At 44.0% G+C, this 16303-nt stretch carries 14 protein-coding genes and 1 pseudogene; 12 read left to right on the forward strand and 3 right to left on the reverse strand.

The window, feature by feature from the left end; genetic code table 11:
- From MKY99_RS06300 to MKY99_RS06320, 5 genes are read left to right on the forward strand one after another with little or no spacing between them, the layout of a single operon-like run.
- Positions 1-822, forward strand: a complete 822-nt coding sequence (locus MKY99_RS06300; RefSeq protein WP_339269358.1) for an SDR family NAD(P)-dependent oxidoreductase — start codon at positions 1-3, stop codon at positions 820-822.
- On the forward strand, positions 823-1623 hold the full coding sequence (locus MKY99_RS06305) for an energy-coupling factor transporter ATPase (RefSeq protein ID WP_339269360.1): 801 nt from the start codon (positions 823-825) through the stop codon (positions 1621-1623).
- The gene (locus tag MKY99_RS06310; protein ID WP_339269362.1) at positions 1608-2465 is read left to right on the forward strand and encodes an ATP-binding cassette domain-containing protein; all 858 of its coding nucleotides are present in this window, start codon (positions 1608-1610) and stop codon (positions 2463-2465) included. The genes MKY99_RS06305 and MKY99_RS06310 overlap by 16 nt, the downstream gene beginning before the upstream one ends.
- Entirely contained in the window at positions 2458-3261 is an 804-nt protein-coding gene (locus MKY99_RS06315; RefSeq protein WP_339269363.1) for an energy-coupling factor transporter transmembrane component T, read from the forward strand. The genes MKY99_RS06310 and MKY99_RS06315 overlap by 8 nt, the downstream gene beginning before the upstream one ends.
- A gap of 6 nt (positions 3262-3267) precedes the next feature.
- Complete coding sequence (locus tag MKY99_RS06320) at positions 3268-4233, forward strand: nitronate monooxygenase (protein ID WP_339271517.1); 966 nt, start codon at positions 3268-3270, stop codon at positions 4231-4233.
- A 160-nt stretch (positions 4234-4393) separates the two neighbouring features.
- Here the strand turns inward: MKY99_RS06320 and MKY99_RS06325 are convergent, their stop codons facing one another.
- Entirely contained in the window at positions 4394-5173 is a 780-nt protein-coding gene (locus tag MKY99_RS06325; RefSeq protein ID WP_339269365.1) for an alpha/beta hydrolase, read from the reverse strand.
- Positions 5174-5613: 440 nt separating this feature from the next.
- On the opposite strand from MKY99_RS06325, the gene MKY99_RS06330 reads away from it, so the two are divergent.
- The 3 genes and pseudogenes from MKY99_RS06330 (at position 5614) to MKY99_RS06340 (ending at position 10773) form a co-directional block, all read left to right on the forward strand.
- Positions 5614-8739 (forward strand): ATP-binding protein, encoded by a 3126-nt coding sequence (locus MKY99_RS06330; protein WP_339269367.1) that lies wholly within the window; start codon positions 5614-5616, stop codon positions 8737-8739.
- Between the two features lie 35 nt (positions 8740-8774).
- A pseudogene (locus MKY99_RS06335) lies at positions 8775-9038 on the forward strand (DNA alkylation repair protein); the annotation flags it as partial.
- Between the two features lie 61 nt (positions 9039-9099).
- A complete protein-coding gene (locus MKY99_RS06340) occupies positions 9100-10773 on the forward strand; it encodes a DUF6138 family protein (protein WP_339269369.1) in 1674 nt (557 codons plus the stop codon).
- 874 nt (positions 10774-11647) lie between these two features.
- Here the strand turns inward: MKY99_RS06340 and MKY99_RS06345 are convergent.
- A complete protein-coding gene (locus MKY99_RS06345; RefSeq protein ID WP_339269371.1) occupies positions 11648-12742 on the reverse strand; it encodes a Xaa-Pro peptidase family protein in 1095 nt (364 codons plus the stop codon).
- A gap of 292 nt (positions 12743-13034) precedes the next feature.
- Here MKY99_RS06345 and MKY99_RS06350 point away from each other — a divergent pair, with 292 nt between their 5' ends.
- Positions 13035-13919, forward strand: a complete 885-nt coding sequence (locus MKY99_RS06350) for an SDR family oxidoreductase (RefSeq protein ID WP_339269373.1) — start codon at positions 13035-13037, stop codon at positions 13917-13919.
- Positions 13903-14406 carry an N-acetyltransferase family protein gene (locus tag MKY99_RS06355; protein WP_339269375.1) on the forward strand — a complete coding sequence of 168 codons (504 nt, stop codon included), beginning with the start codon at positions 13903-13905 and terminating at the stop codon, positions 14404-14406. Before MKY99_RS06350 ends, MKY99_RS06355 begins: the two co-directional genes overlap by 17 nt.
- An 18-nt stretch (positions 14407-14424) precedes the next feature.
- Here the strand turns inward: MKY99_RS06355 and MKY99_RS06360 are convergent, their stop codons facing one another.
- The gene (locus MKY99_RS06360) at positions 14425-14769 is read right to left on the reverse strand and encodes a helix-turn-helix domain-containing protein (RefSeq protein ID WP_042185654.1); all 345 of its coding nucleotides are present in this window, start codon (positions 14767-14769) and stop codon (positions 14425-14427) included.
- Between the two features lie 109 nt (positions 14770-14878).
- On the opposite strand from MKY99_RS06360, the gene MKY99_RS06365 reads away from it, so the two are divergent.
- On the forward strand, positions 14879-15121 hold the full coding sequence (locus tag MKY99_RS06365) for a YqkE family protein (protein ID WP_143759304.1): 243 nt from the start codon (positions 14879-14881) through the stop codon (positions 15119-15121).
- Between the two features lie 232 nt (positions 15122-15353).
- Entirely contained in the window at positions 15354-16301 is a 948-nt protein-coding gene (locus tag MKY99_RS06370; RefSeq protein ID WP_042125010.1) for an ABC transporter permease, read from the forward strand.
- The last annotated feature ends 2 nt before the right edge of the window (positions 16302-16303 follow it).

The following is a 16303-nucleotide window of genomic DNA, read 5'->3' on the forward strand; positions in this document are numbered from 1 at the left end:
ATGAACAAAGTAGCCTTAATTACTGGAGCAACCAGAGGGATCGGGCGTAGTATTGCCGTGCAGCTCGGCAAGTCCGGTTATATAGTAGTTGTAAATGGTACAAAACAAGTCTTAATCGATGAGGTTGTCCACGAGATTCGTCAGGCGGGTGGTGAGGCATCAGGATACTCTGCTAATGTAGCAGATCCAGTTGCGGTCACTGCAATGGTGGATGAGGTTATTACACGGTATGGCCGTATTGAGGTATTGATAGCTAACGCTGGGAATTTGCAGGATCAGAAATGTCTACGGATGACGGATGAAGAGTGGAAGGCTGTGCTGGACGTGCATCTAAATGGCACCTACTATAGCATTCAACGCGTACTTCCATATATGCGCCAGACAGGTGGCGATATCCTGTTGATGACCTCTACGGCTGGACTAACAGGTTCTGTGGGTCAGGTGAATTATAGTGCAGCCAAAGCTGGAATACTCGGAATGACGTGGACACTAGCAGCGGAGCTGAAACGTGATGGAATTAGAGTCAATGCGATTTCGCCAGCCGCTTTAACAGATATGACCAGACCTGTCATTGATCATTTGAAAGCGAAACATGCCAGTCGTATTGAACCGTTCCCAGACTTTTGGCGAATAGGTGGCCCGGAGGATATTGCTTCCTTTGTGACAGCATTATTGAGTGAGTCTGACGCGGATTTAACCGGTGAAATCTTTGCTGTGAATGGATCAAAAGTGACGAAATGGGAGAGGCCTGCACCTGCATTTTCCGAGAACAGCATTGGGGCATTTTTCGCTGCTTGGCATCGTCAAAAGGGGAGTGAATAAATGCTTACCTTCGATCAAGTTCATTTTTATTATAAAAAGAGTCAGCCTGTCCTAGAGGATATCAGCTTTACGATAGAAGCGGGGGAGTTTGTGGCGATTGTTGGCGCGAATGGCTCTGGCAAATCCACCATTGCAAAGCTCATGGACGGACTGCTACTGCCGCGAAAAGGGGCTGTACAGTTTAAGGGCCTAGACACCACAAAGCCAGCTGATCTTGCAGATATTCATCAGCAAATTGGCTTTGTTTTTCAGAATCCAGAGGATCAATTTATCACCACAACCGTTATGGATGAGGTGCTTTTTGGTTTGGAGAACATCCGTGTGCCAAGGGAGGAAATGCGCAGCCGGTTGGAGCATGCCTTGCAGGCCGTTCATATGGAGGATTATCTGGATGCCATGCCACATCAGCTCTCTGGAGGTCAAAAGCAACGTGTCGCTATTGCGGCTATATTGGCGATGCGCCCGCAAGTCATTATTTTTGACGAAGCCACCTCTATGCTTGATCCTCAGGGAAGGCAGCAGGTGCTTGCCATTATGCAAGAGCTGCATCGTCAAGGTCTGACCATTATTCAGATCACTCACCATATGGAGGAAGTGCTTTCAGCAGAACGATTATTACTCCTGCATCAAGGGCGACTTGAGTATGATGGTGCTCCACTGGCTTTTTTTGAAACGATGCCTGTTGCGGACTATCAATTACAACTGCCTTTTGCCGTGCGTATACATGCATTGCTCCATTCAGAAGTGCCGCCAACAGCCGATTGGAAGGGGATAATTCGATCACAATGGTCTACAAATTAGATAATTTAAGTGTAAACTATGCTGATCATGTGGCTTTGCACAATATAAACTGCACCATTACTGCGGGCAAATGGATTTCGATCATCGGTCCCACGGGTGCAGGAAAGTCTACCTTTGTCAAAGTGCTGAAGGGCTTGATTCCCACCGTAAAAGGAGAGTATTGGATTGATCAGCAGCCTGCTCCAAGAGATGCCAAGGGACAATTAAAGGTGGTCCCGGAGCTGGGCTTTGTTTTTCAATATCCGGAGCATCAGCTATTCGAAACCACGGTGCAAAAGGAGCTTGCTTTTGCACTGAATCTGCAGGGTGCTTCACGCCAGCAAATCACGGAGGCGATTGAAAGGATTTTACCGCAAGTGGGTCTGTCAGAGGGCATTCTCCCGTTAAATCCATTCCAATTAAGCGGTGGAGAAAAGCGCCGTGTGGCCATTGCCTCCGTGCTGATGACGAATCCGAAGCTGCTAATTCTGGATGAACCGACAGCGGGGCTAGATCCAGCTAGCCAAGTATCTTTGCTGAAGCTTCTGAAGACTTGGCAGCAACAAAATCAGCGCACCATTCTCTTCGTTTCGCATCAGATGGAGGATGTTGCTGAGTACTCGGATGAGGTTTTGGTTTTCCATAAAGGTCAGCTAGAAGGACATTTTGACCCCAGAACACTATTTATGGAAAAGGAAGAATTATTGGTGGAGCTGGGCTTGTCCATGCCTGAACCCGTACAGCTTTTGAAGCTAGTAGAGGAACTATCTGGCCAAAAAATAGAGGTTGCTAGCTGTAAAGAGCAGGATATCTTCGATGCTGTTCAGCCAATTTGGCATTCGAGGGGGCGTCTACATGGCTGATTCCGTAATAGTGGGTCAATATGTGGAGACGCATTCGATTTTCCATCGTTTAGATCCTCGTATAAAGCTTGTTAGTATCGTGATTCTCATGCTTAGCTTTCTGATGCTTGGAACATGGCTTAGCTATGCAGTTGCAACTGTTTTTGTATTCGGAATTTTGCTGCTGTCGAAGGTTCCTATTCATTTCTTCTGGCGGGGGCTGCGGCCGTTATTATTTGTTTTGCTGTTTACCCTTCTGTATAATGCTGTGTTCACCAAAGGAACGATTCTCTGGTCTTGGTCCTTTATTGAGGTAACTGAAGAGGGACTGCGAACAGGATTACGTTTTGTTTGGCGTATTATATTGCTCATCTTATTAGCCTCAGTATTAACGTTAACGACTAAACCGCTAGACTTAGCATATGGTCTTGAAAAGCTATTTGAACCCCTATCCAAAATGGGGTTACCCGTAGAACAATTTTCCTTAATGATAGTGATTGCGATCCGGTTTATTCCTACCATTAAGGAGGAGCTGGATCGTATTCTTCTCGCACAAAAGGCTAGAGGTTATGATCTTACAGCATTATCACTACCTAAACGGATATTTGCTTATGTCCCGATCATTATTCCTTTGCTCTTCACGACGATTCAACGTGCTGAACAGCTGAGCTATGCGATTGATGCGCGTGCTTATGGAAATGGTAAAGGAAGAACTTCTTATAGGGTTTTGCAATTCCGGAAAATGGATTATCTGGCAGGGGGAATTGCTCTTTTATTTGCTATGATTCTGCTGTGGTTAAAGATAGGAAAGGTGTAGATGAAGATGAAATGGAACACCCGTATTACGGAGTTATTGCACATAGAGTATCCTATTATTCAAGGTGGACTTGCTTATTTAGGTTACGCAGACCTCGCCGCTGCCGTTTCGAATGCCGGTGGATTGGGTCAGGTTACAGCGATGAGTCTTCCAAGTGCAGAGGCTTTACGTTCAGAAATAGAACGGGTACGTACTTTGACGGACAAGCCTTTTGGCGTTAATTTTGCCATCGGTGTACATGGTATCGGTTATGAAGATCGGGTACAGGTCGCCATCGACGAGAAGGTTACCGTGGTGAGTCTCACCGGTGGGAATCCGGCCCCAATACTGGAAATGCTACAGCAGACTGATATTAAAACGCTCGTGCTCGTCTCTTCACGTAGACAAGCCCAAAAAGCTGAACAATTAGGTGCTTCCGCAGTTATTGTTGTTGGGCAGGAGGGAGGAGGCCACTTGGGACGTGATGATGTAGGGACTATGGTGCTCGTTCCTCAAGTAGTTGATGCGGTTGATATTCCTGTGATTGCTTCAGGCGGGATCGGGGATGGCCGCGGATGGATGGCGGCCCATGCACTGGGGGCTGAGGGAATTGAAATGGGCACACGATTCGTTGCTACGGTTGAATGTGTTCATGCGGCTGCTTCTTATAAAAAAGCCCTAGTAGAAAGCTCCGAGTCAGATACAGTCGTAATCAAACGCTCTATCGGAGCGCCCGCGCGAGTATTGCGTAGTGAGTACATAGATAAGATTCTCGAAATTGAGCGTGTGACTCCGACTTATGAAGCCTTAAAAGAATATATTAGCGGTGCAGCCAATAAGCGCTGGATTTATGATGATGTCAAAGAAGAGGGCATCGGCTGGGCAGGCCAAGTGACAGGGTTGATCCATGATACCCCTACGGTCTCGGAACTAGTCGGCAGGATGGTCAAAGACGCAGAGTCGATTCGCGGGATGTGGGGAATGCAGGCGTGAAGATGTCAGCAGAGCAGTTGTATCCAAAAGATGAATTAATGAACTGAAAGATAGGTATCAGATTGACGCTGCTTTATTAAGCTAACGAGCAGGTTTGCTCAATCATCGGGCATTATCGGACTATATTTATGGGGAGCGATGGTGCGGCTAATCCGAGGCGTTATGCAAAAGAAGATAATAGTTGGTTGAATCTATCACGCTCCTCCAAAAAAGGGCAATGGCCGCTGTATTGGAATGGAACTAATTGCGAATTTTTAATCAGCTTATTAGTTTCCTGAGCTTGGGTAAACGGAACGACTTTATCATGAATTCCATGAATAATTAATGTGGGCACATCGATTTGTCCAAGATCGTTGTAAACATTCTCGTCTCTTAACGTGACCATAATGGCGGAGGTCGACCAATTCGCAGCTTGTAAACCCATTAGAAAGAACCATTCGGATTTCGCTTCAGAAATGTACTGAAAGAAAAAGCTCTCCGTTTGGTTTTGCAGCATTTTCGGACGGTCATTGTTTGTCTCTTCGATGATTTTATTCGTAAATTCTTTTGGAACGCTTGATGGAGACGCAGCGTCGATCAGGACGAGTTTAGATACCCCGTACCCTTTATAACGAGCCATATAACGAATTGAGATCGCTCCTCCGGTAGAGTGTCCTGCCAGTGTTATGTTTTTTAGCTGTAACGCTTCGATGACCATACGAAGATCATCTGCTAATCTATCGAAACCGTAACCATCGAATGGTTTATCCGAATTGCCATATCCTCTCCAGTCCATTCCGATACAACGATATCCGAGCTTAGGAAGGAAAATGAACTGATATTCGAACTGGTTATGGTTTAGCGGCCAGCCATGAATAAAAAGTATCGTTTTATTTCCCTTCGGATTGATGTCCTCTATAAATACTTTTACGCCCGGTTCCACAGTAACGAAGTATCCCAAGTGTATCGCCTCATTTTTTTTAATGTATTTCCCCCGTTAAGATATTCGCCCTAGGCAAGGTTAATGCCTAATTTCAGCGTCAAATTGGGTTAAGATAGTACGTAGAGATTTCTGAGGAATAGCTTGAGTGAAACAATTTCTTCAGATCATTGAGCTCACGGGGTACGTTAGTGGAACAGCGGTTGCTTAGGCAGCCGTTTTTTTTATTTGTTCAACTAACTGGCAGTTTAGTTGAAAAGAACATGCTATAGTTTTCTTGTGAACAACAAACTCGCGAAATTCCAAGTCGGTATTTCTATATAATAGACATCAAGATGTCTTTATCGTCTGTTTCTCCTATATTAACTGTGGTAAATTATGGAGAGCACTTATTTAAATGTCTTAGAAGAAAATGACTAGGGGAGAAATACTTCGTGGAAACTCACTCATCCAAATATCAAATGAAAAAGAGCTATATAATATTATTGCTAGTTTTCATATTAGTTATTTTAACCGGTTTTCGCATTTTATGGATGGAAGCGTTTCAATATCCCAAACAGGCGTCAATTCATAATGGGCAATTCGATTTACGCAATTGGAATGCAGAAGATGGCAGCATTCACTTACTTGATGGGGAATGGGAGTTTTATCCCTCGCAATGGTTGATAGATGGTAGTCGGCAACAAATGTTAGGCGATAATGCGCCAAGACACATTCAGGTACCGGGAGGATGGAGTGAAGTTTTGCATGCTGACAAGCCATCTCCATACGGGTATGGCTCTTATCGTTTGCTTCTTTATGTAGACCCGGCGAAGCATCTTAATTATAGTATTCGTGTACCCAGTGTTCGCACTGCATCAGAATTATATGTAAACGGTCGATTACTTACTAAATCCGGACAGGTGGCGACAACAAAGGATGAATATATTTCGAAGGACCTACCTTATTCTACAACCTTTACAGCAGATGACAACGGTGTAATCGAACTCGTGATTCAGGCGGCAAATTATGTGGATAGTCGAAGCGGGGGCATTGTCCGATCCATAAAATTCGGTTCAGAAGAAGCCATTGCCAAAGAGATGAAGGCTTCCATTTTTATGCAGTTTTTAGCAGCAATTATTTTTATTATGCACGCTGTCTATGCACTTATTTTGTATTTAATAGGAAATAAGGAAAAGAAGCTGCTTTATTTTAGTTTGCTTGCATTATGTGTAACGATCACGAGTGTCTTTAGTACGGATGAGAAGTTGTTCCATCAGTTATTTTACATTGGAATTGATTGGGATTTTAGGCTGACTAATATTGCTTTCGTTATTGCAGCCTATGCTTTGCTCCAGTGTACGAATCATCGCGAGCTTCCATATTGGCGTAGGATGTACCCTGTCTATAAAATAATGAATCTAGGGACTGCCGGCATCACGTTGTTTTTAAATCCAACTCAGGTGATCATGCTCTTCCCTATTTATTATGTATTAGGTGGTACTGCTGCAGTTATAACGCTGATTACGATGTTTAAAAAAGTAATTAAAGATTTAAAGAGCAATCTTTTACTGCTTTTCTCTTTTCTTGCGTTGATGAACTATGCTCTTTGGTCGTTAATCTTGCTGGATAGCGGTTTGAGTCTTGTCTATTATCCGTTCGATTTGATTATTGCGATAGCTTGTTTAGCCTCTGTATGGTTTAAAGATTATTTTATCATGCATGCGAACACGAAAGAGCTTGCGACAACATTGCAAAGGATGAATGACCATAAAGATCAATTCCTAGCAAATACTTCTCATGAATTTAAAAATCCGCTTCATAGTATTCTTAATATGTCACAATCCGTTTTAAAACGGGAGCGGCATTTGTTGCAGGAAAGGAGTATCAAAGAGCTTGAAACAGGTTTATCTGTAGGACGTCGAATGACATTGATATTAGACGATTTAATTGATGTGATGAGTTTACGGGAAGGCAATCCGCGCATACACAAAAGAGTCATATATATTCAGCCAATTGTGACCGGAGTACTTGATATGCTGCAATTAAATGCAGATGTGAAGTCTGTAAAAATTGCAAATCAAATTCCTGAAGATTTTCCTCCAGTAAATGCGGATGAGAACCGGGTTGTTCAAATCGTTTTCAATTTACTTCATAATGCTGTGAAATATACGAATGATGGGGTCATTTCGATTCAAGCTTTTGTAAAAGATGGACGAGCCTATATCGTTATTGCTGATACCGGGATCGGAATGGATGAGAACATGCTTAAGCGCCTATTCCGTCCGTACGAGCAAGCCAGCACGAGTGAGACTATGATTGATGGTGGCTTTGGGTTGGGTTTAAGTATAAGCAAGCAACTGGTTGAGCTTCATGGAGGTACGTTAGTAGTGTCCTCTGTTTTAGGAGAGGGCTCAAAATTCACATTTTCATTAAGGCTAGCAGGTTTGGAAGAGGAGGAAGAGAATGATTTGACCAACTCATTTGAACCATTACAATCCATGCCGATTCAAGAAATAGCCTCCTCAGTGTATATTGAAAAAGTGAAGATTCCGCCAGCTACCAATCAAACAACTTTAATAGAAATGAATCGTGAACGTCCGATTCTATTAGTTGTTGATGATGATCCTGTCAACCTTCAAGTACTTGAAGCCATACTACCACCAGACGAATATGATTTAACGATGGTAACGAGTGGTAAAGAGGCATTAGCTGTACTGGACACTAAGGAATGGGATCTGGTCATCTCCGATATCATGATGCCACAGATGTCCGGTTATGAGCTGACACGAATGATTCGTGAGCGGTTTACACTCACGGAGCTCCCTGTATTGCTCCTTACCGCAAGAAGCCAACCGAAAGATATTCAGAGCGGCTTTATAGCGGGGGCAAACGATTATGTGACGAAGCCAGTGGAAGCAATAGAAATAAAATCGCGGATTGAGGCGTTAGCTACGATTAAACAATCGGTTCGAGAACAACTGCGATTAGAAGCTGCATGGCTGCAAGCGCAAATCCAGCCTCATTTTATATTTAATGCGTTGAATGCTGTAACAGCTTTAAGTGATATTAATTTGGATAAGATGCGTATTTTGCTCGATGAATTCAGCAATTTTCTGAGGAATAAATTTGAATTTCAAAACATGGATAGGCTTGTTCCGATAGAAGAGGAGTTAAGTCTAGTACGTTCTTATCTATATATTGAAAAGGTTCGGTTTGAAGAAAGGTTACAGGTTATTTGGGAGACAGATGACTGTGGGGACATAAAAGTCCCATTTCTTACGATCCAGCCTCTCGTTGAAAATGCGATAAGACATGGCATAATGAAGCGCAATCGTGGAGGAACGATTCTTATTCGGATTTCTGTCTATGAGACGCATGCAGAGATAACCGTTGAAGACGATGGGGACGGAATAGACGAGGTCCAATTGCAAGGAATATTAGAAAGGAAAGCAGATAGTCGTTCAGGCGTCGGATTGATTAATACTGATCTGCGATTAAAACGACACTTTGGAACAGGACTCCATATCACAAGTACGTTAGGTACAGGGACAAAGGTAACTTTTCATGTACATAACAGGTTGAATAGTGGGGATAAAGCTAGGTGATAAATAAGTGATTTAATGAGGAGCAACCTTGGCCGCTCTAAGCTACATGGAAATACGACTCTATGTACTTTGCAGGAGTGATCCCGGATCCTAAAGTAATGTCTGAGGCGGATTTTGAACGGTGGATTGAGGCAGCTATGCTATCGGATTTTGTGGTAGCAGTAACTTTGGCAGTAACGGATATTGCGCAAGAACTAGCCGATAAATGGATTGCAAGTGGTGTAGAGCTGAAAATGTCGGAGGGTTGGAATTGTTACTGCTGGCTGCTCGGAAATCGCAAGGATAGTGAATTTTCCGAAGGGGAAAAAACGATATTTTGGGTGCGATGAGCGAAGAAACATGTGGAAAAGGCGGGAGACCATGAACGCACTACAGGAAGAAGCACTGGAAGAGATGAAAGCGGCAATTTATGAGTGGTTTGAGGAACAAGAGAAACGAAAGGACGTGGAGGGCGCTGTCAGGCGTACCACGCTACAAGTGGGCATTTTTAACGACATTGTGCTGGATTATCGACCGGGTAGGACTAGCGTTGGCAGTTCGGATTTTGGAAGGAATGCTTCAGGGCGCAAGTCGATGAAGGCGTCTCCTTTTACGCAGGAGGAGGTCTTGCATGAGGTGCAGCCCCGGTTGACGAGCATCGTAAGGGAGAAACTGGACAAGTTGCATACGTCGGCCCTTATCGATTACCGATTTACCTTGAAGGGAAGATTCGCAACGGCAGACGGGCCCGTGAGATTAATGGTGTTTGACATCATATATGAAGAGAAAAAGCGGCAGCTTCTGGAGCGGGTTGAGTCCTATATCGAGCAAAAACTGGAGAAGGGTGCTTACCCGACAAAGCCGTTAGAAACTTTCTTTTTGACACGCCATCTGTTGGACCCGTATTTGTTCAACGAACCGGACGTCGGACGGACGATTGCTATATTTGACCGGATTCAGGCGTTGAATAAAGAACGGGCGCAAGCGCTGAGAGAGCATCGAAGCGATATCATTCGAGCTTTAACCCACTGGACCGAGGAAGTATTCCTGCCACGTCACTATGATGTTACGCTTTCCGAATACAGAACCAATGAAAATGGAATCAAGCCGGATAAGGCTCTCAAGCATATGGATGAGCCGAACCAGCCTATCGATCTGCTGTTGTACGGCGCTGTGATGATTCTTCGTTACGAGCCAAGTTACAGTAAAGCCAAGGGCATGACTTTTCTGGAGCTTGCGAGGCAGCTGGGCAGCGGCAAAGCCGAACGCATGTTGAAGGAAGGTAGCGACACCTTCGCGCGTGAAGACATTCATCTGCGTGACGAGTTGACTGAATGCAAGGCTAACGATGTGTTTTCCATCATTACGGTCGTTATTCGTAAAGAAGAGGCTGGTGCGTACGAACGGGCGATTTCGTTCATTCTCTCCCTACTACGGAAGGGTTTCCCAAAAAGCTACAAAATCAAGCTAAAATCCAGCGTGAGAGAGGCATTACCCATTAAAGGACTTGCCAAATCGGATACGCATCGTTTTTTCGCAAATGCACTGGCCTATTCCGAGCTGTACCCGTTATTGGAGGAATACGCTCGTGAGGCGATGGAAGAGTTCGTGTGGTACGAGGATACGGAAGGTGAGAAAAGCGTCATGCCGGGCAGTTATGCCGTATTCGGGTTGGGACTCACGGACGAGCGTTATTTTCCGTTGGTAGAGACCTATATGGCCCTTGTAGACGAGGAGCATCAGCTGGTGCAGGACAAGTTCACGGCTGTTTTCGCCGAGACCCATGGCATAACCGAACGCTCGATGCCCGCCTTGATCGCTTGCCTGCGTTGCTCTCATGATTCGCTGAAGCTGAGGATTCAGCCTGAACTGGAAAGTGAAGACAAGCTATCGCTATTGGTGCAGCATGTAGAGGCTTTGGCGGATTACGAGGCCGAACGAGTGCTGTATCCGATTTTAGGCAAGGCGGAGAAGCTGGCTGTATTGGCTCGAAAGGCGCAGGAACCGCGTAAGGGGCTGTTGCTTCGATTGCTAAAGGCAGCGGAACAAGCTTGACGATAGGGAGGCTATCCTGTGTGAAGATCATTCGCAAATTAGCATACCACGTCAAAAAACCTTGAGAAGACGATCGAAGCATTAAGAGCGTTAAGCGAAGGAGCATGCCGCGGCAGCTCCTTTTACTTTTTTCGCCGCTAGCCCCGTTACGGTGAACCTTACCATAAGTGACATGTGATAGATCTTTTGAAACAAGAAGCCGAAAACTTCTGAATTTTTGTAGAGATTTCAAACACGTTTATCATAATAAAAAATACACCTACAGCGATTGGGGATTAGAAAACTTATAACTGAGAGAGAATTCTGGAAAATACAACTGCAGTTGTTAGGAATGTATTTTAACACAAAGTTTTTGAACAAACGGGAAACGTTAGTTCAATGACAATAGCAGCAGTCTACTTATTTTTCAAAAGCTGGCGATTCTTCAATTCAAAAACCACGCTAAATCAACAGCTCCAGTCTGATACTTTATTTTCACTGAACAGCTCGTTTCTATTCAAGCGCTAATATAGTATAAATTAATGGAGAAAGCAAAAAAATGTGCCTATTAATAACCAAAAAACGGAGGCAAAGTCATGAGTGAGATTGCTAAAACATCAAAACCACCTTATATGCAGTGATTTTTACATCTGAACGAACTGATGGAGATAACCAATATGCGGAAATGGCAGATGAAATGTTGAAACTCACTTATAAAACAAGAGTTTGTAAGGTTGAAAGGGATTATAGATTTGAAAGGATCTGAACAAGTCGAGTATGGTGCGGGAAAAGAGAAAGCCCATCACAGTAAGTTGAAAGTGATTCATTTCCAACTTATTAGGGATGGGCTATCTTTGATTTTAATATTTTTCGGATACTCTTGGTATTTTCTTTTCTACAAATGAAGAATAGTCAGTTCCTTAGGGAAGCTTGTTAAGGTTTCCGCACCTTCAGCTGTAATAATCAGATCATCTTCGATACGCACACCCGCTAGTCCCGGTACATAAATCCCTGGCTCGACGGTGAACACATTGCCGATCTCGATAATGTCATCGTTCTGTCCATGGAGTGATGGATATTCATGAACATCCATACCCAGTCCGTGTCCGACACGGTGCAAGAAATATTCTCCGAATCCGGCTTCCTCAATCACATCACGCGCAGCTTTGTCGACAGAACCGAAAGGAGCTCCAGGATTGGAAGCAGCGATCCCAGCTTCGTTGGCAGCCAGCACGGTGTTATAGATCGTGATTAGCTTGTCGTCCACGGATTCAATAGCAAAGGTACGTGTAATATCAGAAGCATAACCATCAGCATACACCCCAATATCAAACATCAGGAAGTCGCCTGGCTGAAGGACCCGGTTGCCTGGAACACCGTGAGGCAGGGCTGTTTTTGGACCAGAAAGCACCATAGTGTCGAAGGAAGGGCCGGAAGCGCCAACCTTTTTCATTAGATATTCCAGTTCCGCTACTAAATCGTTTTCTGTAACGCCTGTTTTCACATGGGTAAGCACGCGGCGCAAAGCTTCCTCAACTAGCTCAGCGGCATGTTTCATGCGTTTAACTTCATCTGGGGTCTTTTTGGAGCGCATGCTGCGCAGCAATGGACCTATATCGCTAAAACGTTCTGCTGGAACGGCTGCGGTTAGATGCTCAAAACGGGCTACTGAGAAATGTTCCTTCTCTATACCAAGAGTACCTAGCTTACTGCTGCCGAAACAATCTTTAAGCAGGTTATAGGGATTATCGGTATCATTATGAGTTATGATTTTGGTGACCGAAGAAGCTGCTTGAGCCGCTTCTGCATCTAGTGCGGGTAGAATGAGCATTGGCTCTTCTCCGCGTATTAACAGCAGACCGAGAAAACGTTCATGCGGATCGCTGGCGAATCCGGTTAAATAGTAGACATGTTTGGGATCTGTTACGAGCAGGGCATCAAGGCCTTCGCCCGTCATTTGCTGCTCTAGGCTTGTCAGAGCATTATTCATAGTTGGTGTTCCCCTTTCAACTTCACGATTAGAACTGCAATATTCCTATTATAGATCAAAAATAGACTAGACGCACGAGACGGACTACATCTATCGTTGGCTAATCATAACATGCCTATTCGCAAGCTTTCCGTAAAGAAGGATGCATATTTGATCACCTATACTTTTAAAACCTGACAAGAAGCTTTTCTTGAGCCTACTAGTTGGTGTAACATAATCTTAAATATACTTCTCGTAAGGTTAGGCGGAAGCTTATTGGGGTACGGTTGTTGAGAGAGGAGTGATTCTTGGGATGAGAGGTAAAATTGCACTTGTAACTGGAGCAAATTCTGGTATGGGGCTAGCGACGACAGTTGAACTGGCTCGCAAGGGAGCCAAAGTAATTATGGTATGCCGTAATCGCCAGCGTGGAGAGGAAGCACTGGCTGCCGCCAAGCAAAAGAGCCACTCCGTGGATATCGAGCTGATGTTGTGTGATCTGGCCTCGCTGGAGAGCATTCGCAGTTTTGCGGAGGAATTCACCCGGAAATATCCGATTCTAGATATACTCATCAATAACGCTGGGGTAGTCACGATTAAGCGTCAGCTTACGAAGGACGGCTTTGAGATGGATCTTGGTGTGAACCATTTGGGTCATTTTTTGCTCACGAATATGTTACTGGAGCCTTTAAAAGTAGCAGAGCAAGGCCGTATCGTTGTGGTTGCTTCCGGTGCTTACAAAATAGGTGCACTTCACTATGAAGATCCAACTCTCGCACGCCGTTTCAATCCCGCAAAAGCCTATGCTCGATCCAAGTTAGCCAATATACTGTTCACGAAAGAGTTGGCAGCACGCCTGCAAGGGACAAGAGTAACGGTGAATTGCGTGCATCCAGGAGCAGTGGGCACAAATATAGGTGTTAACCGGGAGACAGGCTTTGGCAAGTCGATCCTTAAGCTGCTGTCATACTTCTTTTTAACTCCTGAACAAGGAGCCGATACAGCGATCTATTTGGCTACAGAATCGGATTTGCAAGAGGTAACCGGTCAATATTATTATCGACGAAAGAATCAGGAGCTGACTCCCAGAGCACAGAATAAACAAGAGGCGCAGCGGCTGTGGCAATGGAGCCAGGAGCAGGTCGGCCTGAGTGAATTAACACATTTGGAGGAATCAAGGGATGAGTTGGGAGAATAGCAGGATTGAAGATGCAAAACCTACAGACTTAACAGCTATTGTGGAGATTTATAACTCAACGATTGCTGGACGGATGGTAACTGCGGATCTGGAACCTATTACTGTTGCAGACAGAGAAAAATGGTTCAATGAGCATAACAGCCACCATCGTCCTTTATGGGTACTTAGGCAGGGAGATGAGATTGCGGCATGGTTCAGCTTTCAATCCTTCTATGGTCGTCCAGCGTATAATGCAACAGCAGAAATTAGTGTATACGTGAGTGAAAAGTTCCGTGGTGGTGGAGCCGGTAGAATTCTTTTGAAAGAGGCCATTGAGAAAGCACCTAGTCTCGGCATTAAGAATCTAGTTGGTTTTGTATTCGGACATAATGATCCAAGCCTTGGTTTGCTAGAAAAATTCGGTTTTAAGCAGTGGGGATTACTACCCGGTGTAGCTGAATTGGATGGTATAGAACGTGATTTAGTGATTGTTGGACTTAAAATCTAATTGCCACAATTGAAACGCTTACATTTTGAGTGTTGAGCTTACGCTATTTGTGTCACAATCAATCCATATTTTTGACCAACGCTGCAAATCCCGGATAACTGTCTCCAGGGCAAGTCCTTTATCCGTTAAGGAATATTGGATTCGCACAGGTGTCTCAGGGAATACTTCTCGAAGGACAATCCCTTCCAGTTCCAGCTCTTTAAGTCGTTCGGAGAGCAATCTTCCGCTGATGGGCAAGGCTGCTTCAATCACATTGAAACGTTGCGGTCCTTGGAGGAGCTGGTAGATAATTAAACCTGTCCAACGCCTGCCGATAATATCCATACTTTTTTGTAGCTGGGGACATAAATCAGTGGACTTCATATGGCTCACCTCTTAGTGAACATTATAAACGAAAAGACCAATAATTAAAACAAATTCCAATTTAATTCATAACTAGAAGGGATGATTGACAGTGGCTAAAAAAAAGAAAATGCCTACCACTCCGCGTCCTGCTGCGACCGATGGACCAGCTACGCTAAAAGACCTGTTGAGCAGTGATGTTCTTGGAAAGCTGAAGGCACAATCTGATGCGTTGAAAGCGGAAGAGAATGACCGCAAGGAAGCTGCTCGTAAAGCGGTTGAAGATCAGCGAAAAGCTGAGCAAAAGCGGCTTGAGAATGATTTTGCACATCTGTTGGAGAACAGTAATCAGGATTGGCACAAGTATAAATAACTGCTATAGCTAGCGGAAATAGATCATGTGATAAAGAGATGCCTATTAGGGTGTCTCTTTTTTAATGTTATTTATAAAATTCAATTGTTTTAAATTTTACTATACGAAAGGGTTGACCCTCAAAGTGGGCTTAGGTATAATCGAACATAGTGCAAATGAAAATCATTATCAATACCGATAATATCATCTATTTCCCAAACTATTTAACTATTAAACAGATAAGGAACAACTCATGAAACTAAAATATTTGTCCCTACTTCTAATAGTATTCTCATTTATATCTTTGTTTATAGGCGTAAAAGACATTTCACCTTTGGATCTTTTTTCGCTTACAGAATCTCAGATGCAGACTCTGTTAGTCAGCCGGATTCCACGCTTAGCTGCACTGATTATAGCTGGTGTAAGCATGAGTATTGCCGGATTAATTATGCAGCAATTATCACGGAATAAATTCGTTTCTCCCACTACGGCGGGCACGATGGATTCCGCGAAATTCGGTATTCTCGTGTCCCTGATGCTGTTCACAGGGGCGACACCGATGCAGAAGCTGCTTGTTGCTTTTGTTTTTGCCCTACTGGGAACATTTATTTTTATGAGAATCTTAGATCGGATCAAGTTCAAGGATAGTATTTTTATCCCGCTGGTCGGACTCATGTTCGGGAACATTGTAGGCTCGATTACTACATTTTTTGCTTACAAAAATGATTTGGTTCAGAATATCTCATCTTGGATGCTTGGCGATTTCTCAACGATTATTAAGGGTCAATACGAATTAATCTATATCAGTATTCCACTTGTCATTCTCGCGTATGTTTTCGCCAATAAGTTCACCGTTGCCGGTATGGGGGAGGATTTCTCCGTCAATCTCGGTATGAACTACAAAGCGGTAGTGAACGTAGGATTGGTGATTGTAGCGTTAATCTCTTCAGTTGTTATTTTAACCGTAGGTACGATTCCATTCCTGGGTCTTGTTGTACCTAACATAGTAACGCTATACATAGGCGATAACTTGAAAAAAAATCTGGCGCATACTGCCATTCTCGGTGCGGTGTTCCTCCTGTTCTGCGATATTCTGGGCAGGCTCATTATATATCCATATGAAATATCCATCAGTCTGACGGTAGGCGTCATCGGAAGTGGTCTATTTATCTACTTGCTGATGAGAAGAAAGGCGAATTAGTG

It is taken from the genome of Paenibacillus sp. FSL R5-0470 (assembly GCF_037975205.1).
Taxonomy (GTDB): domain Bacteria; phylum Bacillota; class Bacilli; order Paenibacillales; family Paenibacillaceae; genus Paenibacillus_AQ.